The following is a 23,284-nucleotide window of genomic DNA, read 5'->3' on the forward strand; positions in this document are numbered from 1 at the left end:
ATAAAACCAACAGCATTTGGTATTAAAATTATCGCGGTGTACACTGCGTGCAAGGTTTTACTAATAAGCAATGGTGGTTATGCACGCACCTACATTTTTGTGGCACGATTTTGAAACATTTGGCACCAGCCCACAAAAAGATCTCCCCTGCCAATTTGCCGCGGTCAGAACAGATATGGATTTAAATGTTGTTGGAAAACCCATCAACATTATGAGCGCCATTGCTAATGATTATCTGCCTCACCCAGAGGCATGCTTGGTTACCGGCATTACGCCACAGCAAACCATAAGAGATGGGTCAAACGAGGCAGATTTTGCAGCGCGAATTTACCAAGAGATGTCTACCCCAAACACCTGTAGTGTAGGATTTAATAGTATTCGCTTTGACGATGAAGTGTCGCGCTATTTGTTTTACCGCAACTTTTACGATCCCTATTCACGGGAGTGGCGAAACGGGAACAGTCGCTGGGATATTATTGATGTAGCAAGAGCCTGTTATGCGCTTAGACCGGAAGGAATCAATTGGCCAGAACGAGAAGATGGTACGCCTAGCTTCAAATTAGAATCGCTCACTGCAGCTAATAACATTGGTCACGAAAATGCACACGATGCGCTTAGCGATGTCTACGCAACCATTGCTTTGGCAAAGCTTATTAAAGAAAAGCAGCCTCGTTTATTTGAGTATGCATTGTCGCTTCGCAATAAACATACGGTTATGCAGCAAATTGACCTAAGCAAACCTTCGGTACTTTTGCATATATCTTCTAAATTGCCTGCCTCTCAGGGGTGTTGCACATGGGTAATGCCAATTGCTAAACATCCAACCAATTCGAATGCGTTTATAGCGATAAATTTATCCCATGATATAGACAGCGTGGTAAACGACTCAGCCGAAGAAATAAGACAGGCGCTTTACGCGCCAGCGGATACGTATTCAGATACAAAAGAAAGACCTGGTCTTAAACTTATCCACATTAATCGCTCCCCTTTTATTACCACAGCCAAAGCAATGACTGAGGAAAACGCCGCTAGGTTAGGTCTTGATCGCGAACGTTGCCTAGACAATTACAAAACACTCGCAAGCACTAACGAACTCGCGGCTAAACTTGTGGGCGTATATGATGAAGAACGTGAAAGTAAAGAGCATGACGTAGACCATGCCTTGTATAGCGGTGGTTTCTTAAATGACGAAGATAGACGTTGGTGTGAGCGTGTTATTGATGCAGCCCCTGACGACCTTGCCACCTTGGCCGATGAAACACAGCATGAAAGATTGCGCAAACAACTGTTTCGTTATCGTGCGCGCAACTACCCTAATACACTTACCGCTGATGAGATGACGAAATGGCAGTATCACCGTCAGGCTCGACTAACAGACTCCGCATTTGGCGGCTCGATTACACTAGAAAATTACATGATGCGGCTTGAAGCGTTAGCTCACGAGCACAGCGACAACCCCGACAAGCAGGCCATACTGCGCGCCCTGTATCAGTATGCTAAAAACCTTTGACGGAGGTTTTATAACATCATAAATTAATGATAGTTGAACTAAGGCGGTAAAGGATAAAACGTAGTCAAGGAATTGATGACCTCCGCCGATAATAACAATACACGCGCGTAAGGGAATAAGTAGTCATGAATGGCGTTACAATAAGCTTCGACAAATCAAGAACCTATATAAACATTATGCTCAATCCTTCTGAATTTACATCAGAGGTGGATATTCGTGATGTTAGACAGCAGTTGGAAAGTGGCGAAACCAAGCGTCTGTATGTGTCAGAAAAAGCGTTAAAATCAGCCTGTGAAACGGCCAACCATTACTTTAAAACAGGTGATGGTACTGTGATTCAAGAACGCATTGGCGAACGCAAAAACGCCGAAGTTGAATTTCGGGTACCTGAAGACGGCATGATTGCGAATTTGGTCCTCACTACCCCCTATGGCGGTAAACTCCCATCCCTTGCGACCGTTAAATTATTAGCGGTCAAAAATAGAGTGATTCGAGGCGTTAGCACTAAAAAAATAGACGCCATGCTAAAAGCCGCAAGAAATGCGGCGCCTGGCACTGTATTAGAGGAAACCATAGCTAAAGGGCTTCCTGCCCGAAATGGAAAAAACTCCAAATTTATTCCCCTTGTTCCGAACGCACTTGAACGAATACTAAGACCGCAAACGAACGAAGGTGAACGCGTTGACATGCGCAACTTAGGCGAAGTGATATGCGTGAAAATAAACACGCCTGTTCTGCGCCGTACTCCACCTACAAAAGGTCGTTCTGGCTTTGACGTGAAAGGAAACACAATCTCTGCCGCCCCTGGTGAATGGGTGGACTTTAAAATGGGTACAGGGACGGTGGTGTCTGATAGCGACGCAAACCTATTAATGTCATCCATTTCAGGGATGCCTAAATACCGTGACCAAATTATGAATATAGATGATACCTTTATTTGTAATGGCGTTAACGTTGGGTCAGGGCATGTAAATTATGAAGGTGCTGTATTAGTTAATGGCGATGTCACCGAGAAAATGCAAATTAAAGCGGCAGGTGACGTTACCATCAATGGTTTTGTAGAGTCAGCTTACATTGAGTCGGGCGGTGACATCATCATTACCGAAGGTGCTATGGGCAAGGTGAACGATAAGCAAGGTGACTACCAGTGCAAACTCGTTGCTGCGGGAAGCATTCACGTACAGCATGGTCAAGGCATCGATATTCAGTGCGCTGGGAATATAACTGTCGGTAGACAGCTTGCTTACAGTCGTCTGCGCTGCGGTGGTGCGGTAATCGTTGGGCAAATTGATAAACCAATGGGCAATTTGTTTGCGTGTGACATTATTAGTCAAGATAGGGTTGAAGCGGGAACACTCGGCGCTGTTTCAGGAAGTACGTTAAAAGTTGATTTCAGCCCTGGTTTTAATCAGCTGCTAGAGCGCAAAGATTCTCTTGATGAGTTATTAAGGCAAATTCGCGAAAACAACTTAAAGCACAAAGAAAAAATCGACCTTATTCAAGGTAAAAAAATTCCTAGGGAGCTACAGCGCAAGGCAGCAGAAGCGCTTGAGCTTTTTAACAACGAAAGCGCCCTTCTAGAGTGGTTAGAGAATAAAGCTAACGACGTTAAAGCCGCAAAAGAAAACTATCAAACAGATATAAAACTTATTGCAAATAAAAGGCTCTATCCGGGCGTATCTGCTAAATTAAATAATCGAAACTGGCGTTCTGAGCGGGAGTACGATCGCGCTCAAATCCACTACGACTCACACCAGTGGCATTATGAACCAATTATTTAGATGATGTTTAGGCTAGCGAAGCCGGCATTTCAGGCTTCGCACATCTGCCTTTTTATTTAGCTACAGGACAATCCAATTTTACTGAGCAATGGTCACATTGCCGTAGCCTTGCCGCTTAGACTGATAAAGTGCCTTTATAGTGCGCTCAAGCCAATCTGGGAACTCTTCTGAGTCTCGCAATTCAGCCATACCAATCGCAGTTTTATATTTGTCACTTAGAAGATAATGAGTATCCATGCACTCTAACAACCTATCTGCAAGAATTTTTGCTGAGTCTAACTGGGTCTGAGGACAAAGTACGACGAACTGCTCCCCAGTGAACCTTGAAACAACATCAACCTCTCTAACAGTATTAAGGCAGTTTTGAGCTACGGTCTTTAACATCTCTTCTCGAATAGAAGGGTCGTGAGAAAATAGCTCTTCATCAACAGGCGTTAAATCGATGGCGATTAATGTAGCGGTGGTATGAAATCGATGAAAGCGCGATATCTCTTCTTCCGCCCGCTGTATCATGTGGTTACGATTATATAGACCGGTGATCGTATCGTGAGCCGAAAGAAAACCTAATGTTTTGTTTTTCTCTAACAACGTGGCTTGAAGCGCACTTATTTCTTCATTTTTTTGTTGAATTATGCGCTTGTAGCCACCCACATGGCGGTTTCTCGAAATTAGCCACAACAAGCCTAATAATACAATCGCTGAACTTATTATCATCGCTGTATAGTTGCGGCTGTAACGGATTTGCACGTTGTTCCATTGCTTATAGATTTCTACTTTCTTTGTCTCTGGAATTCGCTCTATTGCGACATTAAGTTTATCGATTAAATGACCGAACGACTTATTAACGCCAAATGCGAGAGAGTCAAAGGGTTCAGCGTAACCAACAATGTGTAAATCCTCGAGTTCAAGGTTATTAATGTGCATATTCACACTCATTAGTGAACCTACCATTACGTCAAATTCACCATTTGCGAGTTGCTTAAGGCCCTCTTCCTCAGAAGGGATGAGTTTTAGACGCAACCCTGGGTAATGACGAGAGATATATTCGACTTGCCGGTAACCCTGCACAATACCTACAGTACGATTTCCAATTCCTGAATAGCCCTGCAGCATGGGCATCCCTGTTCGAGCAACCAATACATTTGGCGCCTCAAAATACGGCACACTAAAGTCTAAAAACTGCTTGCGATAATCAGAGGTGTTCATCATGGGGATGACTTGGCATTTACCTTGTTGAACGAACTCTAGGCTTTCCTGCCAGCTCTGTGTAGAAACAAGCTTAAACTTAAGATCGCTGAGTTCAGCAATAAGCTGCATGTACTGGGCTGAAATACCTACGTGGATGCCATTTCTTATCGCTTCATAAGGCGCCCAGTTAGGGTCGATACAATAGGTTACTTCAATTGAATTTTGAGATGCTAATGGTTGCTCCGGTGCAGCTTGCAAAAACGCGCTAAAAGCGGCTCCTACAAACAACACTGTGCAAAGCAGGCCTTTTCTTATTTTTCTCAACTGCACACCCAAAAGAATAGTTACATCAATAACAAGTCAACCGCGAAGTATTAAGGTTAAACGCAAAAAATGCAATAAATTCGACTATTTAGTCACTATTTAGCTATGTGACACTCTGCTGTTGCTTGAATATTTCCTGATCATAACGTTTTTCACTCACGATAGCAGCCAATGCTGTTACCGCTTTTTCGACATCGGCAAAACTTAAATACAGCGGCGCAAAGCCAACACGAAGTATATTTGGTGCACGAAAATCAGCAATGACACCTTCAGCTATCCACGCTTGGCAAATGGCATAAGCATCATCGTGTGCGAAAGCGATCTGGCTACCTCGATTATCTAGCGAAGGGCTTACCACCTTAAGCTCGTTTAATAACCCAGCCCTTTTAGCTTCAGCGATAAAATAGGCTTGAAGTTTTTTAGATTTTTCATCAATGGCTTTAATCGAAACGCCTTCGAACACGTCAAGGGCAGCATCTAGAATGCTCATGCCAATAATGCCTGGCGTACCGCACAAGTTTTGTTTTATTGAGGTATCAGCGGTGTAGTCGGGAGAAAATGAAAATGGCGAGCTATGGCCCATCCAACCTGATAGAGGCTGTTTATAAGCGCTTTGATGTCGTCGGGCAACATAAATAAATGCAGGAGCACCTGGGCCGCCATTCAAATATTTATAGGTACAACCCACGGCGAAATCTACATTGCACTCATCTAGGGCTACGGGAAACGCGCCCGCACTGTGTGCCAAGTCCCACAGCGTAAGTATTCCTTTATTATGTGCCTGCTCAGTAATACTCTTAATATCAAGCTTTAAACCACTTCTGAAGTTTACTTGGGTCAGCATTAGCACAGCGATATCTTCGTCAAGTTGGGCACCAACACTGTTTTCATCTACGTATCGGATGCTGTATTCATCGCCCAGCAAATCGAGTAAGCCCTGTACCATATAAATGTCGGTGGGGAAATTGTTTCTTGTTGTGGCGATGACTTTTCTTTCAGGGTGCATTCTCAAGGCAGCACTAAGCACCTTAAACAAATTGATTGATATCGAGTCGCAGCATATTACTTGGCCTTGATTTGCGCCGATAATGGTACCAATTTTGTCGCCTACCTGCTGTGGAAGTGAAATCCACTGATGCTTGTTCCAGCTTGTGATAAGGCCCTCACCCCACTGATTTTTTACCACCTCACTGGCGCGCTCTTCCGCTTTCTTGGGTAAGGGGCCAAGAGAGTTACCGTCAAGATAGATAGTATTGTTTGGCAACGAGAATTCGCCCGCCTTGCTAAAAAGCGGATCTTTTTTATCAAGTTGCTCAGCAGAAAAAACCTTATTCATCATGTTGACTCATAACCTCAAGTAAAGCGTCAAAGGACGTAGACTCTGGATGTAGCCAGTCGAAATGACCACCGTTTGTTATTATTCTATTTTTTGCGCCGGGCATTGTAGCGTGGTGTTCGGGTACAATACTATCTTCGTTGCCTTGCAGTAATATTACCGAAGGCTTGATTTTAGCTGCGTCTGGCGTAGCCATTTGGTAATCACGTTCGTTTTCAGCTGGCATGCCACCCATAAACTGTGGCGTGGCTGTCTGACAGCTATTTTCACCAAGGGCGTAACTTTGCACATTCGTTATAGCGGCAAGGCCTATTACTTGTTTAATGCCTGTACCTACATCGCTACTCGATAGTTGCTGTGCGGCAAGTAAGCCAAGGTGCCCGCCTGCAGAGTGCCCTACCAAATATATGTTGCCACTATCGCCTGTAGCTTCAATATTCTCGATAGATGCTTTCACAGCACTTGTTACATCTTCCAAACTACCGGGCCAACCACCGCCTTCATCGCCTACGCGGCGATACTCCATTGCATAGACACCCATCCCAAGCTCTGCCAAGGCATGATAAAACCCTTTAGCATGGTCATAGCCGTATGCATTAAGCCAACACCCGCCATGAACGAAGATAACGGCGTCCCCAGCAAACTCATTTTCATCCCCACCACGGCCATGCCATACATACACAGTCTGAAGTGGGTCACTCCCATAGCTAAATTGGCTATCATGCTCTGACGTTGGCAAGACACCCAACGCAGAATATGGCACTTGGGTCAGTGTGCGAGGTATTTCATTCGAATGAGCGTTTACATCAATATTTGCATGGGTGTCATCCGAAGCGTTTTTCGGGAAAAGATTCTGTTCATTATCGTGGGTGTCTTTGTAATTCGGCGTTGTTTGGGTGACACCCAACGTAAATAATAACTCTTGCGGGTCTGCATGAAACTTCGAGTTAGCATGGGTGTCATCGTAAGTTACGTTGTTATTTACAACACTACCTTCATTCGGAAGTGAAGACGCTTGAGAATTTACCGCAAACAAGAGTGCCGCTAACACAGCTAATGTGATTGGATAGGAAGCTTTGATAGAAGATTTCATATTGATAGTTTTTATTTCAATTAAATCATAGAGTACCAAGTAAATGGTGGCACTCTATGATTAATTTTTTGACATCTTATCGCCGGTCTTTGTTTAGATCATTTCAACAGCCAATGCTACGCCTTCACCACCACCAATACATAAGGAAGCAATACCTTTTTGTCCGCCGCGTTGTTTCAGCGCATGTAGAAGAGTTACCAAAATACGTGCACCTGATGCACCGATTGGGTGGCCCAATGCACATGCACCACCTTTCACGTTCACTTTACTTTCATCAAGCCCAAGTTTCTTGACTGCCAGCATAGTTACCATTGCAAAAGCTTCATTAATCTCAAACAAATCAACTTCTTCTTTTGTCCAGCCTGCTTTATCCAACACTTTTTCCATTGCCCCTACAGGTGCCACAGTAAAGTTTTCAGGTTCAATAGAATTTGTAGCGTGAGCAACTACACGTGCCAGTGGCGCTAGACCAAGCTCTTTCGCTTTACTCTCACTCATAACAACCAGTGCTGCAGCACCATCGGAGATTGAGCTTGAGTTCGCCGCAGTGACCGTACCGTCTTTTTTGAAAGCAGGCCTTAAAGTTGGTATTTTCTCAGGACGTGCTGACCCCGGGCCTTCATCGGTATCGACCACGGTGTCGCCCTTTCTAGAAGAAATGGTTACAGGCACTATTTCATCAACGAATGTACCGCTATTTATTGCTTCATGTGCTTTTGAAAGCGAGTTTAGTGCAAATTTATCCATTTCTCCGCGAGATATATTTTCTTCATCGGCCGTATCTTGCGCGAAACATCCCATTGCTTTGCCATCATAAGCATTTTCTAGCCCATCAAGCATCATGTGATCCAGCACTTGACCATGACCCATGCGATAACCCGTTCTTGCTTTAGGAAGCATGTATGGTGCATTACTCATGCTCTCCATTCCACCCGCTACAACTGCTGTCGCACTGCCTGCTTTGATTAAGTCATGCGCCATCATTACCGCTTTTAAGCCAGAGCCACATACTTTATTAATGGTTGTTACTCCGGAGCTTAACGGAAGCCCCGCCCCCAGTGATGCTTGTCGTGCAGGTGATTGACCTAGACCAGCAGGTAATACACACCCCATAATGACTTCATCAATTGCAGAGACATCCATCTCTTCACAGGCTGCTTTAATCGCAACTTCTCCCAGTTTGGTCGCAGTAAGCGAAGACAAATTACCGTTGAACCCACCCATTGGTGTGCGTTTAGCTGCGACAATAACTACTGAATCTTTACTCATAACCTTGCCCTTAAAATTCATTTAAATTATAGAGTTAAGTGAAGAAGGCCGCACAGATGTATACAAAAGTAAACACCTCTAATAGCGACTATGCTTTACCTTCACCATGAAAAATTGACGTTAGCAAAATGTTACTTTACCTTAACGTAAAATGTAATTAACGTTAACGTAAACCTGTACCAAGTGTGTGTCAACCAAACACTACGTTTTAATACAGCGGTATAGAAAATACGCTGCTTTATAACAATAGTGCGATTGCGAAGACACCCAACCTACTACAGAGAAATTAATTACAAAGACACCCACGCTAAGATAAAGGGTGTTAACAGCGCTAAAAACAAGGTACGTGTAATGAGCAAGTACGAAGACGACACAACATATGCAATAGGTGAACTCGCGCGAGAGTTTGACATTACTCCTCGTTCAATTCGTTTTTATGAAGAGCAAGGGCTAATGTCCCCGTCCAGAACTGGGCAGAATCGTGTTTATTTAAACAAAGACAGAGTGCGCTTAAAGCTTATCTTGCGCGGAAAACGTTTAGGTTTTTCCCTTGCTGAAGTCAAAACACTGTTCGACATGTACGACACTAACCCCAACTCGGCCATTCAGCTAGAGGCCATGCTTGAAATGACTGAGCAAAAAAGAGCAGTGCTTAAACAACAGTTAGAAGATATTCAGATGCTAATGACAGAACTGGATGATGTTGAAGCACGCTGCCGTGAAGAACTCGCAGAATTAAAACGAGGAAATATCGCATGAACACCTCCTACCCTACTTTGAATTTTGGACTTGGTGAAGACATCGAGATGTTACGTGACCAGGTCTACCAATTTGCACAAAATGAGATTGCACCTCTGGCTGAGCAAGCAGACGCAGATAACCAATTCCCAAATCAACTGTGGACTAAGCTTGGCGATATGGGTTTATTGGGTGTAACTGTTTCAGAGCAATACGGTGGCTCTGACATGGGCTATCTCGCCCACACTATTGCGATGGAAGAGGTTAGCCGCGCATCAGGTGGTATTGGATTGAGCTACGGAGCACACTCAAACCTATGCGTTAATCAAATTTTCAAAAATGGTAACGACGCTCAGCGTGAAAAGTACCTGCCTAAGCTAGTAAGCGGTGAACACATCGGTGCGTTAGCAATGAGTGAGCCTAACGCAGGTTCTGACGTTGTTAGCATGAAATTAAAAGCTGAAAAGCGCGGCGACAAGTACATTCTCAACGGTAACAAAATGTGGATAACGAATGGCCCTGATGCACATACTTTTGTTATTTATGCAAAGACCAACCCTGAAGCAGGCCCAAAGGGTATCACAGCATTTATTGTGGAGCGTGACTTTCCGGGCTTTAGTCGCGCGCAAAAACTCGACAAACTTGGCATGCGCTCGTCTAACACTTGCGAGTTAGTGTTCGAAGATTGCGAAGTACCAGCCGAAAATATTCTTGGCAAAGAAGGCGAAGGCGTTCGTGTATTAATGAGCGGCTTAGATTACGAGCGTCTTGTTTTATCCGGCGGCCCACTCGGCATTATGCAATCGTGCATGGATATAGTTGTTCCTTATATTCACGACCGCCAGCAGTTTGGTCAATCAATTGGTCAATTTCAACTGGTACAGGGCAAAGTCGCTGATATGTATACACAAATGAATGCGGCTCGAGCCTATGTATACACCGTTGCACAATCTTGCGATCGCGGTGAAACAACGCGCAAAGATGCGGCTGGCGCGATTCTCTACTCAGCAGAACTGGCCACAAAAATGGCATTAGACGCTATTCAGTTACTAGGGGGTAATGGCTATATCAATGAATATCCTACTGGCCGCCTATTACGTGACGCCAAGCTTTATGAAATAGGTGCAGGTACATCGGAAATCCGCCGCATGCTAATCGGCCGCGAGCTATTCAACGAATCGAAGTAAATCGGGATTACGGGTGGAAGGCAAATTCTATTGAACGGAAAAGATTAAACGCTCTTTGTTCTATCGAAATTAGCAAGACACCCACCGCAGCGAAAGTACTTAGCATGGGTGTCATGCTAATCATATTGCTAACTAGTGGTTAATGCGACAGCCGTCGCATACGCCCAACATAAGGAGGGGTTATGCCCGTTCTTCGCTCAAGTATAAATACGAAGTCCGAAACATTTATCGCAAACGCCGAGCATATGCAGGCTCAGGTAAATGATCTTGTCGAAAAAATAGAACAAATTTGTAAAGGTGGCGGTGAGAAAGCGGCTGAACGCCACGTGTCACGGGGAAAACTTCTACCTCGTGACCGAATTAATGCACTGATTGACCCAGACACACCTTTTCTAGAAATAGGCCAGTTGGCCGCATGGGAAGTGTATGACGACTATGTGCCCTGTGCAGGAGTTGTTGCGGGCATAGGAATTGTTGCTGGCATCGAGTGCATGATTGTAGCTAATGATGCTACTGTGAAAGGCGGTACTTACTACCCTCTAACCGTTAAAAAGCACCTTAGAGCACAAACAATTGCAGAACAGAATAACTTACCTTGTATTTATCTAGTGGATTCAGGTGGTGCTAACTTACCTCGCCAAGATGATGTATTCCCCGACAGGGATCATTTCGGCCGCATATTCTTCAACCAGGCGAATATGTCTGCAAAGAATATTCCTCAAATTGCGGTCGTTATGGGCTCCTGTACAGCAGGCGGCGCTTATGTTCCTGCTATGGCTGATGAAAGTATTATCGTTAAAGAACAGGCGACTATTTTCTTAGGTGGGCCACCACTTGTTAAAGCAGCGACAGGTGAAGTGGTAACTGCAGAAGAACTTGGTGGCGGAGACGTCCACACTCGAATTTCAGGGGTTGCTGATCAGTTAGCCAACAATGACCATCATGCACTTTCTCTAGCCCGAAATGCTATCTCAAGGTTAAACCGGAAGAAACCTCAAAACCTAGACGTGGCCGAGATAAAACCTCCACGCTACGACACCAAAGAGATATATGGCATCGTGCCTGCCGATAGTCGCCAGACTTACGACGTGAGGGAAATTATTGCTCGAATCGTTGATGATTCAGATTTTGATGAATTCAAACCCCTTTATGGCACTACCCTTGTTTGTGGTTTTGCACGCATATTCGGTTTCCCTGTCGGCATTGTTGCGAACAACGGCATACTTTTCGGTGAAAGTGCGCTCAAAGGCGCTCATTTTGTCGAGCTTTGCGCCATGCGGAAAATCCCCCTCGTATTTTTGCAAAACATCACCGGCTTTATGGTTGGTAAGCAATACGAGCACGGTGGAATAGCAAAACACGGTGCCAAAATGGTAACCGCGGTAGCGTGCGCTAATGTACCAAAACTCACTGTGCTTATCGGCGGAAGCTTTGGTGCAGGTAACTACGGCATGTGCGGCAGAGCCTATGACCCACGTTTTCTTTTCATGTGGCCAAATGCTCGCATCTCTGTAATGGGCGGTGAGCAAGCGGCTGGCGTTTTAGCTCAAGTAAAACGCGACCAAAAAGAGCGTTCTGGCGAATCTTGGAGCACAGAAGAAGAGAAAGCATTTAAACAACCTGTTATTGATACCTACGAAAAGCAAGGACATCCATACTATGCATCTGCAAGGCTTTGGGACGATGGCGTTATTGACCCGGCGGATACGCGATTAGTGCTTGGGCTATCGCTGTCAGCGACCCTCAACAAGCCTATCGAAGACACCCATTTTGGCATATTTAGAATGTAGGAGTTCGGGTTATGGAAAAATCAGTTATTTACAGCGTAGATGAAAGAAACATTGCCACTGTCACCTTAAACAGGGCTGATAAACATAATGCCTTCAACGACGAAATGATAATCGAGCTCACCCGTTTGTTTAAAAAAGCGGGCGAAGACGAGAATGTGCGCGCGCTTATTTTGAGGGCAGAAGGTAAAAGCTTCAGCGCTGGCGCCGATCTTAACTGGATGAAAAAGATGGCCAGTTATACCGAAGCGCAAAATGAAAGTGACGCTCTTGCATTAGCAACCATGCTGCAGACGCTTTATAAAATGCCAAAGCCCACAATAGCGAGAGTACAAGGCGCAGCTTTCGGAGGCGCAGTCGGTTTAATTGCCTGTTGCGATATTGCTATTGGAAGCAAGCTCAGCAAGTTTTGCTTAAGCGAAGTAAAAATAGGCCTTATTCCAGCGACTATCAGCCCTTACGTTGTTGAGGCAATGGGGGCACGTGTATGCCGACGCTACTTTCAAACCGCTGAAGTATTTTCTGCGCGTAGAGCACGACGACTAGGGCTATTGAGCGAATCAGTTACCGAAGACGAACTCGATAGCACTATCGACGACATTTTATCAAATATTTTGAAAAACGGCCCCCAAGCAGTGGCGAAAGCTAAAGACTTGGTGCAATGGGTGTCTACGCAAGAAATTGATGATGTCCTTCTCACACAAACGAGCAAACTTATTGCACAAGTTAGGACTTCTGATGAAGGTCAAGAAGGTCTGTCAGCCTTTTTAGAAAAGCGCAGTGCGTCATGGGTGGAGGTACAAAATGATAAATAAATTACTAATCGCAAACCGTGGCGAAATAGCCTGCCGCGTTATAAAGACAGCCAACGCACAAGGTATAAAAACTGTAGCTGTTTATTCAGACGCCGATGAGAATGCACTCCATGTACAAATGGCTGACGAAGCAGTTTATCTGGGGCCATCCCCGTCAAAAGAAAGTTACTTACGTGGTGAACTCATCATTGAGAAATCGAAAGAGCTTGGTGTAGATGCAATCCACCCAGGTTATGGCTTTCTCTCTGAAAATGCTGAATTTGCAAATCTGTGTGCAGAAAACAATATTATCTTTGTAGGTCCTCCCGCATCTGCAATAGAAGCGATGGGTTCAAAATCTGCTGCAAAGCACATCATGGAAAAAGCAGGCGTTCCATTGGTTCCAGGCTATCATGGCGACGAACAAAGTGAAGCGGTGTTGAAAGGTGCTGCCGATGAGATGGGCTACCCGGTGCTTTTGAAAGCCGCAGCTGGTGGCGGCGGTAAAGGCATGCGCCAAGTGTGGAGTGAGAAAGAATTTTCTCAGGCTTTAAACGCCGCTAAACGTGAATCTATGGCCAGCTTTGGTGACGACCATATGCTGGTTGAAAAGTACCTTACCCGCCCTCGCCATGTTGAAATACAAGTTTTCTGTGACACCCATGGTAACGGTGTATATCTTTTCGAGCGTGATTGCTCGGTTCAACGCCGTCACCAAAAGATTATTGAAGAAGCGCCAGCTCCAAATATGTCTCAGTCAGTAAGAGAGAAAATGGGTGAAGCGGCGATACTGGCGGCCAAAGCCATTAACTACGTAGGTGCAGGAACAGTTGAGTTTTTACTTGATGAAGATGATTCGTTTTACTTCATGGAAATGAACACACGCTTGCAAGTAGAACATCCAGTGACAGAAATGATCACCCGTGAGGATTTGGTTCACTGGCAATTAACTATTGCTGAAGGCAAACCGCTTCCTAAGCAACAAAAGGAACTCACGCTAACAGGACACGCATTCGAAGCACGTATTTATGCTGAAGATCCGAACAACGAGTTTCTACCTTCCACCGGCACGCTGTGCCTGTTACGCACACCACAAGAAAATGACGTAGTCCGTGTTGATACTGGCGTTGTGGAAGGCGATGAGGTAAGCGTTTTCTATGACCCTATGATTGCCAAGCTCGTAGTTTGGGGAGAGAACCGTGAGATAGCCCTCAAGCGCCTAATTAGTGCGCTGGGCGATTACTATATTGACGGTGTAAGCACAAATATTGAATTCCTAAAGCGCGTCGCTACACACCCTGCATTCGGTGCTGCTGAGTTGACAACTACATTCGTTGAAAAGCATAACGATTCGTTGTTTAACCATGTAGCTAGCGAAGACATCCATTCTAATATCCCAGCAATGGCATTACTTTCCCTAGTAAGTAGAAAAGTTACCTTGAGTAATCGCACACCTGAAGTATGGTCCACTGCGGGTGCGTGGCGGTCTAATGGAAATCACCAAGAAACTCTAACGTTGCTTTGCGGCCAAGAAGAGGTCGGTGTTGAGGTAAAACATCTACTACACGGGAATCAGCCTGTCTGGGAGCTTACGGTAGCTAACGAAAGCTTCGAAGTAAGTGGCAAGATCATAAATAACACGCTGAAAGCGACAATCAATGGATACAAATCAACTTTTTCGTTTTCAGACAATGATGGGGTGTTTACTCTTTTTAACAAAGACACCCATGCTAAGTTTAGTGTAGTTTCGCCCTCGTTAGGTGATGATAACAGTGATGGTGATGATGCCAATTTAAGTGCTCCTATGAATGGAACAATAGTCGCGCATTTAGTTGAGAAAGGTCAGCAGGTTAAGAAAGGTGCTCCAATTTTAGTCATGGAGGCGATGAAGATGGAGCACAGTATTATTGCGCCACACGACGGCTCAGTAGAAGAGTTCTTCTTCAACCCGGGTGAATTAGTGGATGGTGGGGCCACGCTATTGGCGTTTTCTACTGAAGAAGCAACCGAGGTTTAATGTGACGTTTCCTAAAGAAGTAAGTATTGTCGAAGTCGGCCCTAGAGACGGCCTTCAGAATGAAAAACAGACTTTAAGGGTTGAACAAAAGGTAGAGCTTATAAAGCTTCTATCAGAAACTGGCCTAAACCGTATTGAGGCTGGTAGCTTTGTTTCGCCCAAATGGGTGCCTCAAATGGCGAATTCAGGTGAGGTTATTAAAGCGCTAAATTTAAAGGCGAATATCCGTTATTCTGCGTTGACACCCAACCTTAAGGGGCTAGAAGCGGCCATAGAATCAGGAGTAAAAGAGGTTGCTGTATTTGGAGCAGCATCTGAGTCGTTTTCACAAAAGAATATCAATTGCTCAATTAGCGAAAGCTTAAAGCGTTTCGAAGCACTGTTTGAACTAGCCAACCACAATAAAATAAAAGTCAGAGGTTATGTCTCGTGTGTAATGGGCTGTCCTTATGAAGGTAAAGTCTTACCTACTGCTGTTACACAGGTCAGTAAGGCGCTGATTGACATGGGGTGTTACGAGGTTTCACTAGGCGATACTATTGGGGTGGGCACTCCAAAAGCAACTATCTTAATGCTTGATGATGTACTAAAAGAGATCGATGTCAGCAAGGTTGCAGTTCACTTTCACGATACTTATGGGCAGGCATTAGTTAACTTATATACGGCGCTAGGATATGGAGTTTCTACCATAGATTCGGCTGTTGCAGGACTAGGAGGTTGCCCTTATGCCAAAGGGGCCAGCGGTAACGTCGCAACAGAAGATGTCCTGTATATGTTGAATGGCATGGACATTTCCACAGAAGTGGACATGAACAAGCTGCTTGTAGCCTCGTCGTATATTTCTGACGTATTGGGTCGCTCGCCCGTATCAAAATCAGCCAACGCGCTGATGGCCAAATAATCTTTCGTAATTGTGGCGTGCGCACACGACCACATCTAACAAAGACACCCATTATAAGCGTCAAGAGAATTATTGGGATGGGTGTCTTTGTAAACTTCAAGAAAATGGATGCCTCTTCAAACTTTCTTAGAATGGATGTCTCTGTAAGCTTTTGTAAGCTAAGCTGTTCCACTGTGATTGATGCGCAATCATGAAAACCGCTCCTTTGTTCAGGTCACAGAGCAGCACCTCAGATGGTAAGGTCTGTTCAAGTAATATGACCTTGCTGGATGGAACAAAGTGGCACAAAGCAGAAAGTCCCTCATCAGTCTTCAAGACACACCTTACTATCACTGTATATCTCGGTGCGTAAGACGCAGCTACCTTTGCGGGTACGATCGACATAATAATGTTAGTTACGAGCATAGAAAATCTTGGGTAGAGAAAAGGCTTCTATTTTTAAGTAAAGTTTTCTCAATAGACATTTGTGCTTATGCTGTCATGAGCAACCACGTTCATGTTGTTTTATGCGTAAACAAAAGCGCAGCTCTTTCCTGGCCGACACAGACTGTTTTACAGCAGTGGCATAAAATGCACAAAGGCACCCTGCTCACTCAAAAATACATGAAGGGCGAATTACTTAGCGATAGTGAAGTAGATGCAGTTCAAGCTACAGCAGAAGTTTATAGAAAACGTCTCTTTGATATCAGTTGGTTCATGAGGAATTTAAATGAGTTTATTGCAAGAAAAGCCAACAAAGAGGACAACTGTACAGGTAGATTTTGGGAGGGGCGCTTTCGTTCACAGGCTTTATTAACTGAAAAGGCTCTACTTTCCTGTATGACTTATGTCGATTTAAACCCAATTCGTGCAAAGGCTGCAACAAACATACAGAACTCGTATCACACAAGTATACATACCAGGCTAGCTTCAAACGCATTGAATAACAAACCGATTAAAGGGCTAATTCCTTTTAAAAGTCAAAGGGTAAGTAAAAATCACCGCTGCTTAAATTTCACCCTAAACAACTATTGTGAGCTTCTTAATGACTCTATTAAGTTACTCCTTGATAGCAATAAAGAAACCGTTACTCAAGAAAGCAATAACGACATAAAGCTAATAGGTCTCGGCAAATCTCATTGGCTCAAAGTCATCAATGATTTTGAAAACACTTTTTCTTTTGCTGCAGGAGACACAACATCCATGCAGAAATTCAAAGAACGCACTCATAGAAAGCGGATGGCCAAACAGAAAGCAGCATCGCTCTGCTTCGACCTTAAATCTACTTCTCAGAGGGTAGAATTACAGTCATAACAACTGCCACCAAAAGTACTCCGGCCATAATATAAACTACTGAAAATGGTAAAACAGGGGTTACCGCAGCGTAGAGAGCGCCAAATGCTAATAAAATCACTCCTATAGCAGTGTTAGAAAAACCGACTAATTCAGTTCGCTCATGGCCATCTTTAACATCTAAACTATATGTTTTTCTCCCTGTCCGCACTCCTGTATGAGCAATCGAAAGCAAAAAGAATAGAAATGCCGATGTGACAATAGAGCTGGACTGCGAGTAAAGAAGCCCTCCACATGAACACAATGCCAGCAAACCAGATAACCGTAGTGTTAATTTTGCACTTTTATCAGAGAGCCTACCCCAAATAATTGAAGATAAAAGCGCAGCCGCAGCCTCAGCACCTATATAAATTGGAAGCAACTCTTGCGCATCACCATTTTTTTCAATCATGAAATAAGGAGCCACGAGCGCCGAATGCACGAAAAGCCCCCTAACAAAAATAAATTTATAAACAGTAGAGTCAAAGTTAATACTAAACGTTTTCTCTTCGTCACTACCGGTGTCCACACTTGTCTTGATGGGCCACACACATACCAAGGTCAAAACAAAGGAGATTAAGCTTCCACTTAAAATTAGCAAAAGTACGTTCGAAGAAAGGCTGCCATCTAATATAACCAGAGGTATTGAAATTACTAGTGTAACTACCCCAGAAATAGTAGACGCCAAGCCTATCAAATTGCCGCGTTCTCCTTTTGCCGCAACATCTGCTTCCATATCTTTAACAGTTAACGAACACGCTGAACGACCTAAACTTAGAAATATAAGAGAGGTTAGGAGCAAAGCGCCTGCTGTGAAGCCAGAGAAGAACACGACCGAAAATAGCATTCCGAGTACAGCAAATGCCTGAATTGCCATACCAATGCGCCAAACGATATGCCGCTGCGCGTGTTTTCGAAGATAAACGCTGATAAGAACCTGGGGTAGAAGCGCACCTGATTCTCTGATAGGAACTAACCATCCTACCATCCAAAGTGGAGCACCAACACTTAGGAGCACTGCCGTCAATGTGGTCTTAGCTGATATTAATAGGTCGGCAAGCTTATTAAGAGAAAGGCCGGCAATAAGGAGATTTTTTTCTTTCATGGACAATGCCACGTACCGTAAACCGATTCACTGCTTACGGCACTTTTATATTTTCAGATCAAAATGTTGCGCATATCAACCGTTGTTTTCAACCAGCACCTTAAGGTTTTCAAGCCCCATTTCGAAATCTGGGCCAATCATACTATCCATCATCAGCGCGAAATATTTATTTACTGGATTATTGTCGACCGAACCTTCATCTCTCCAAGTTACTATAGAACCGTCGACTGTAGATTCTATTTCGACCACACCGGATGAGCCCATGTCAAAATCAGGAAAATATAAACGATAGAGAACGCGTTTGTTGTGCTCTAGTTGCGTGATTTCCATCTCGCCATTCCCTTCCGTTTCACTCATCCATTCCGAACGCATCCCAATAGCCCTATCTGGACCAGAATAATCAAGCTTCATGTTTGGATCGCGTTTAAACCACACTCCCCACTTCTGCCATTCTTTTAAATCAACGACATACGGATATATCTCAGAAGGCTCGGCGTCTATACTAACTTTCCTTTCCACACTATATTCATTTGGAATAAAAAAGCTTGTAATTACAAACAATAGAATTACAACACCAACCATCACTAGAACTTTCTTTAATGCACCCATCTGAGACTCCACAAAAAACAGTTATTCAAATATAACATCTAATTAACAAATGTCACTTAGTGTCGCATTTAACGCTTTCGCGAAATTACCGTTAGATAGACACCCAACCATCTATTTTTAACGGAGTTAAAGGTTTTTCGGCGTACAGGTACCTTTCATATGCTCGTAATTTTAGTTGGATGTCTCACTAAATATGTAGATATTCGTAGTTTTAGATGGGTGTCTTTCCAAACCCTTCTAATACAGACTACTTCGCCTTTCCCTTGTGATAGTGGATACCTCGACTATGCTTTATGAGTATAAATTGTATGATGGGTGTCTTGCTTATCCTTGCTTAAACCCTACGATGGATGTCTTGTTTAGAAAAACCGTAAAGCAACAAAAAATTCAAAAATTTAACCATTTCATCACAAAGCAAGAAAATCGCACTGTTATTATAAATTATCTTGTGTAATATGGGTTTAGGTTATCAGTAAAGCCTGTTCAGTCGGGCCTTTCATGCATAGCGCATTCAATCGCAACACCTCGTTTTCTTTTTATATTTCTATCGATACACAGTTGTCGCTTTTTTACAGGAGTTTTTAGGAAATGGCAGATCAAAGTTCTCGTTACATCAGTAACCTCACCCGCGATACATATGCGCTTATCTTAGCTGGGGGGAAAGGTTCAAGACTACACGAGCTCACTACTTGGCGAGCCAAACCCGCGCTTTATTTCGGCGGTAAATTTAGAATCATCGACTTTCCCCTATCAAATTGTGTTAACTCAGGCATTCGAAGAATTGGCGTTGTCACTCAGTACAAGTCTCACTCCTTAATTCGCCACTTGGTCAGAGGTTGGGGGCACTTCAAGAAAGAACTCGGCGAATCAGTTGAAATTCTTCCGGCGTCTCAACGCTTTTCCGACAGTTGGTATGAAGGCACCGCCGATGCTGTTTTCCAAAATATCGACATCATCCGTGATGAGCTGCCCAAATACGTTATGATCTTATCAGGTGACCATATCTATCGCATGGACTACGGTGATTTGCTCGCTAAGCACAAAGAGTCTGGTGCAAAAATGACCGTCTCATGTATGTCAGTACCTCTAGAAGAAGCCGCGGGCGCTTTTGGTGTAATGTCCGTAGATGAAGACTACCGAATTAATGGTTTTGAAGAAAAACCTGCCAACCCTACTCCGCTTCCGAACGACCCCACGCGCTGCCTAGCCTCTATGGGCAATTATGTATTCGACACCGAGTTTTTATTTGAACAACTGCGAGTAGACTCTGAAAATATGGGGTCTCAGCGTGATTTTGGTAAAGACATTATTCCATCAATAATTGCTGACCATCCCGTATATGCCTACCCATTTGAGCAAAGTGGCGGAGATAACGCTTACTGGCGTGACGTAGGTACAATTGATTCGTTCTGGGAAGCCAATATGGAGATGGTAGCGCCAGTACCTCAGCTTAATCTATACGATAGAAAATGGCCTATTTGGACGTACCAAGAACAACTACCGCCTGCTAAGTTTGTATGGGAAGATCATGACAGACGTGGTGAAGCTATTAACTCTGTTGTCTCCGGTGGCTGCATCATCTCTGGCTCTACCCTTCGTTCTTCTATTTGTTTTTCTAACGTACGTGTACATTCATACGGGTTAATAGAAGATGCCGTCATCCTTCCAGACGTTGAAATTAAACGCCATTGTAAGTTGAAAAAGGTGATTATTGATCGCGGCTGCGTTATACCGGAAGGAACGACCATTGGTTACGACCACGAACAAGATAAAGCACGAGGCTTCCGTGTCTCAGAAAAAGGTGTGGTACTTGTAACACGTGAAATGCTAGGCCAACCAGTGGGTGGACTAAGCGCCTCAAGCAAACAGAGTTAATAAACCTTTCAAGAGCCTATGAGATTGATTTTGGCGCCTACCGTCAAAATCAATCTCAGATAAACCGGCTAAACCTTTAATAACTTAGCCCAATTTATGTGACCAACAAGCGAACCCACCCGCTTACTCCGCCTCATTGCTCCACCTTGTAAGGGTTTGCTCAATAAACCTCGCTACCGCTTCAGGATGCTCTAACGGGAACATATGTCCACCATCTAATACCACATGTTCAATTGCATTATGCTTCATTAGTCGCGAGTACATTTCAGGCTTGCATACATTACTGCTGCTACCCGTCGCCAATACTGCAGGACACTTAAGCTTTCCTTTGTATTTCCCGAGGTTATGAGGCACATTGCGGAATAAATCAGCTTCTACGTCAGCCCGAAATGTAAGTGAGATATTGTCTCCCTTAGTCTCTGTAACAGACTTCACGTAGTCTCTTACGCATCGTTTATCCATATCTCTAAATAGTGCTTTGCCATGAAAGTACGCAACCATATCGGTATTGCTTGGCCAACGTGTATTACGCGTTTGTGCGAGTTTTGCAGGCGTTAGCTTATTAATTAAAGGCGTACGTTTAGCGAATTTAAAAAAGTAACTCAGTGGGCCAACCACTAGCGGCGGGTCGAATAAAATAACGCCCCGAAATAGCTCAGGCGCCTCACACGCCGCCATGTAGGTAATTACGGCGCCAAACGAATGCCCTACACCGTAAACACCGCGTGGATCTTTGTTTTCTTTCTTAATATGTTTGATGAGTTCTTGAACTTGATTTCGCCAGTTGCCATTTACGGGAAGCTGAGGGTCGTGCCCGAATCGCTCAACGTGCAAACGATTGAAGTGGCTGGGTAACGCCGAAAACATGGCTTTATAGCTCCCGGCAGGAAACCCGTTCGCATGGGCAAAATGAAAACTCAACTCTGACGACGACACCAATACACTCCTTTATACTCAAACAATAAAGGGGCCTATAATCAGCCCCTTACAATGGAATAACGATAATACTACAAGCCCCTAGATTCTGCCATTTCCCAATCTTTTACTATCTTCGTGCTTGTCCATAAGAACACAGCAATTGAAATGGCGTAAGGAACCACCAGGTAAATCAGTGCTTGCCTTAATGCCTCTGTCTCACCCAAGGACGGCACCAGCGCTTGGCTTATAATTCCGGTAAGCGTAGGCCCGCCGCCTAACGCAATTATATTCAAAACAAAGAAGAAGAGTGCCGTCGACATCGCCCTTACGTTTATCGGCGCAAGGGTTTGTGCCATTGCAAAACTAGGTCCTAAGTAAGAGCCACTTGTAAATAACAGCAGCGCCATAAGCCCAACCGACAACCACAAATCTTGAACTTGTAACGATGCATAAAAGGCAGGCACCCCGATGATAAGCGCGATAGCAGGTAGTAATGCATAAGCTTTCTTATTGTGCTTGCCCCACTTGTCAGCTACATAGCCACCTAACCACACGCCCAATGCGTATGCAGTACCGTTGATGATGCCAAATACAATAAGAAGTTGTGTAATATCTAGCCCTGCAAATGCTCGTACGTAGTAATCTATGACCCAAGTCGATATTGCATAGTTACCGAACGAACCAAATGAAATACCCAATGCCATTCCCCACCACGTAGGTATTTTTAGCAGCATTTTCAATGACGATTTAACACTTGGCTTATTCGCGTCATCTGCACTTGGCGCAGAAACTGTTCTAGCAGGCTCTTTTACCGTCAACTTCAGCAAAATAGCCAGTATTACTCCAGGTATACCCACGCTGTACATTACCGTACGCCAGTCGGCAGATCCGCCCTGCAAAAAGAACGCTGAGGCAAAAAACGCCAGCATTACACCAAATGGAATGCCTAAAGAATAAATGGCCAGAGCTCCAGCGCGTTTTTCTTTAGGGAAAAGGTCAGAAATAATACTGTGCGATGGTGGGCTGCCCCCAGCCTCTCCAATACCCACACCAATACGAGCAATAGCGAGTTGCATGTAGTTGGCTGCTAATCCAGATGCTGCAGTAAAGCCACTCCAGAGCGTTAATGATATTGCGATGATATTTACCCGGCTATAACGGTCTGCAAGCCAAGCAATTGGGATACCCATTACGGTATAAAGTAACGCGAAGTAGATGCCTTTAAGCCACCCCAACTGAGCGTCATCTAACCCCAGATCGGCTTTAATGAAGGGCGATAATATTCCGATAATTTGCCTATCTATAAAGTTAAAGGCATACACTAAGGTTAATATGAACAGAACGTAATTGCGGTAACTTCTAGATGTTCCAGCTTCGTTAGCGGGAATACCTTCAACGTGCGTATGGGCCATAACAGTCCTTTTGAGTGACGATATCCCAGTCTACGCAGCTGGTAAAAAAATACACAACTAATTGTTACTTATTTGTTAACATAACGAAAATTTCTAACTCAGGCTTTTCGTTCCACAGCGCTTAATGTA

Annotated in this window: 18 protein-coding genes; 10 read left to right on the top strand and 8 right to left on the bottom strand. The window is 44.2% G+C overall.

From position 1 onward, the window contains the following. The first annotated feature begins 79 nt into the window (after nt 1-79). Nucleotides 80-1,510 (top strand): exodeoxyribonuclease I, encoded by a 1,431-nt coding sequence (gene sbcB / locus ACXACS_RS13675; protein WP_474807333.1) that lies wholly within the window; start codon nt 80-82, stop codon nt 1,508-1,510. Nucleotides 1,511-1,635: 125 nt separating this feature from the next. Continuing rightward, a complete protein-coding gene (locus tag ACXACS_RS13680) occupies nt 1,636-3,291 on the top strand; it encodes a FapA family protein (protein WP_474807335.1) in 1,656 nt (551 codons plus the stop codon). A 78-nt stretch (nt 3,292-3,369) separates the two neighbouring features. On the opposite strand, the gene ACXACS_RS13685 is transcribed toward ACXACS_RS13680, so the two are convergent. The 4 genes from ACXACS_RS13685 to ACXACS_RS13700 all read right to left on the bottom strand — a co-directional run bounded on the left by ACXACS_RS13685 (nt 3,370) and on the right by ACXACS_RS13700 (nt 8,501). Beyond that, entirely contained in the window at nt 3,370-4,803 is a 1,434-nt protein-coding gene (locus ACXACS_RS13685) for a diguanylate cyclase (RefSeq protein WP_474807336.1), read from the bottom strand. 103 nt (nt 4,804-4,906) lie between these two features. Next, a complete protein-coding gene (kynU, locus tag ACXACS_RS13690; RefSeq protein ID WP_474807338.1) occupies nt 4,907-6,142 on the bottom strand; it encodes a kynureninase in 1,236 nt (411 codons plus the stop codon). Further along, the gene (locus tag ACXACS_RS13695; RefSeq protein WP_474807340.1) at nt 6,132-7,232 is read right to left on the bottom strand and encodes an alpha/beta hydrolase family protein; all 1,101 of its coding nucleotides are present in this window, start codon (nt 7,230-7,232) and stop codon (nt 6,132-6,134) included. Before ACXACS_RS13695 ends, kynU begins: the two co-directional genes overlap by 11 nt. 93 nt (nt 7,233-7,325) lie before the next feature. Then, a complete protein-coding gene (locus ACXACS_RS13700) occupies nt 7,326-8,501 on the bottom strand; it encodes a thiolase family protein (RefSeq protein WP_474807341.1) in 1,176 nt (391 codons plus the stop codon). 351 nt (nt 8,502-8,852) lie between these two features. On the opposite strand from ACXACS_RS13700, the gene ACXACS_RS13705 reads away from it, so the two are divergent. The 7 genes from ACXACS_RS13705 to ACXACS_RS13735 all read left to right on the top strand — a co-directional run bounded on the left by ACXACS_RS13705 (nt 8,853) and on the right by ACXACS_RS13735 (nt 17,218). Then, the gene (locus ACXACS_RS13705; RefSeq protein ID WP_474807342.1) at nt 8,853-9,260 is read left to right on the top strand and encodes a MerR family transcriptional regulator; all 408 of its coding nucleotides are present in this window, start codon (nt 8,853-8,855) and stop codon (nt 9,258-9,260) included. Continuing rightward, nucleotides 9,257-10,426 (top strand): isovaleryl-CoA dehydrogenase, encoded by a 1,170-nt coding sequence (locus tag ACXACS_RS13710; RefSeq protein WP_474807344.1) that lies wholly within the window; start codon nt 9,257-9,259, stop codon nt 10,424-10,426. The genes ACXACS_RS13705 and ACXACS_RS13710 overlap by 4 nt, the downstream gene beginning before the upstream one ends. A 182-nt stretch (nt 10,427-10,608) precedes the next feature. After that, the gene (locus ACXACS_RS13715) at nt 10,609-12,216 is read left to right on the top strand and encodes a carboxyl transferase domain-containing protein (protein WP_474807345.1); all 1,608 of its coding nucleotides are present in this window, start codon (nt 10,609-10,611) and stop codon (nt 12,214-12,216) included. Nucleotides 12,217-12,227: 11 nt separating this feature from the next. Continuing rightward, complete coding sequence (locus ACXACS_RS13720) at nt 12,228-13,028, top strand: enoyl-CoA hydratase/isomerase family protein (RefSeq protein ID WP_474807347.1); 801 nt, start codon at nt 12,228-12,230, stop codon at nt 13,026-13,028. After that, nucleotides 13,018-15,024 (top strand): acetyl/propionyl/methylcrotonyl-CoA carboxylase subunit alpha, encoded by a 2,007-nt coding sequence (locus ACXACS_RS13725; protein ID WP_474807349.1) that lies wholly within the window; start codon nt 13,018-13,020, stop codon nt 15,022-15,024. Before ACXACS_RS13720 ends, ACXACS_RS13725 begins: the two co-directional genes overlap by 11 nt. Next, nucleotides 14,972-15,925, top strand: a complete 954-nt coding sequence (locus tag ACXACS_RS13730) for a hydroxymethylglutaryl-CoA lyase (RefSeq protein ID WP_474807351.1) — start codon at nt 14,972-14,974, stop codon at nt 15,923-15,925. The genes ACXACS_RS13725 and ACXACS_RS13730 overlap by 53 nt, the downstream gene beginning before the upstream one ends. A 279-nt stretch (nt 15,926-16,204) precedes the next feature. Then, a complete protein-coding gene (locus tag ACXACS_RS13735) occupies nt 16,205-17,218 on the top strand; it encodes a transposase (RefSeq protein WP_474807353.1) in 1,014 nt (337 codons plus the stop codon). On the opposite strand, the gene ACXACS_RS13740 is transcribed toward ACXACS_RS13735, so the two are convergent. Together ACXACS_RS13740 and ACXACS_RS13745 are read right to left on the bottom strand one after the other, a co-directional pair. Beyond that, nucleotides 17,187-18,341 (bottom strand): MFS transporter, encoded by a 1,155-nt coding sequence (locus tag ACXACS_RS13740; RefSeq protein WP_474807355.1) that lies wholly within the window; start codon nt 18,339-18,341, stop codon nt 17,187-17,189. The two genes, ACXACS_RS13735 and ACXACS_RS13740, sit on opposite strands and share 32 nt — an antisense overlap. A 75-nt stretch (nt 18,342-18,416) precedes the next feature. Continuing rightward, the gene (locus ACXACS_RS13745; protein WP_474807357.1) at nt 18,417-18,950 is read right to left on the bottom strand and encodes an SRPBCC family protein; all 534 of its coding nucleotides are present in this window, start codon (nt 18,948-18,950) and stop codon (nt 18,417-18,419) included. Nucleotides 18,951-19,538: 588 nt separating this feature from the next. Here ACXACS_RS13745 and glgC point away from each other — a divergent pair. Next, nucleotides 19,539-20,825, top strand: a complete 1,287-nt coding sequence (gene glgC / locus ACXACS_RS13750) for a glucose-1-phosphate adenylyltransferase (RefSeq protein WP_474807359.1) — start codon at nt 19,539-19,541, stop codon at nt 20,823-20,825. 123 nt (nt 20,826-20,948) lie between these two features. On the opposite strand, the gene ACXACS_RS13755 is transcribed toward glgC, so the two are convergent. After that, nucleotides 20,949-21,761, bottom strand: a complete 813-nt coding sequence (locus tag ACXACS_RS13755; RefSeq protein ID WP_474807361.1) for an alpha/beta fold hydrolase — start codon at nt 21,759-21,761, stop codon at nt 20,949-20,951. A gap of 71 nt (nt 21,762-21,832) precedes the next feature. Next, entirely contained in the window at nt 21,833-23,155 is a 1,323-nt protein-coding gene (locus tag ACXACS_RS13760) for a spinster family MFS transporter (RefSeq protein WP_474807363.1), read from the bottom strand. Between the last annotated feature and the right edge of the window lie 129 nt (nt 23,156-23,284).

The sequence above is a fragment of the Alteromonas sp. AWM4_230 genome (assembly GCF_056158305.1).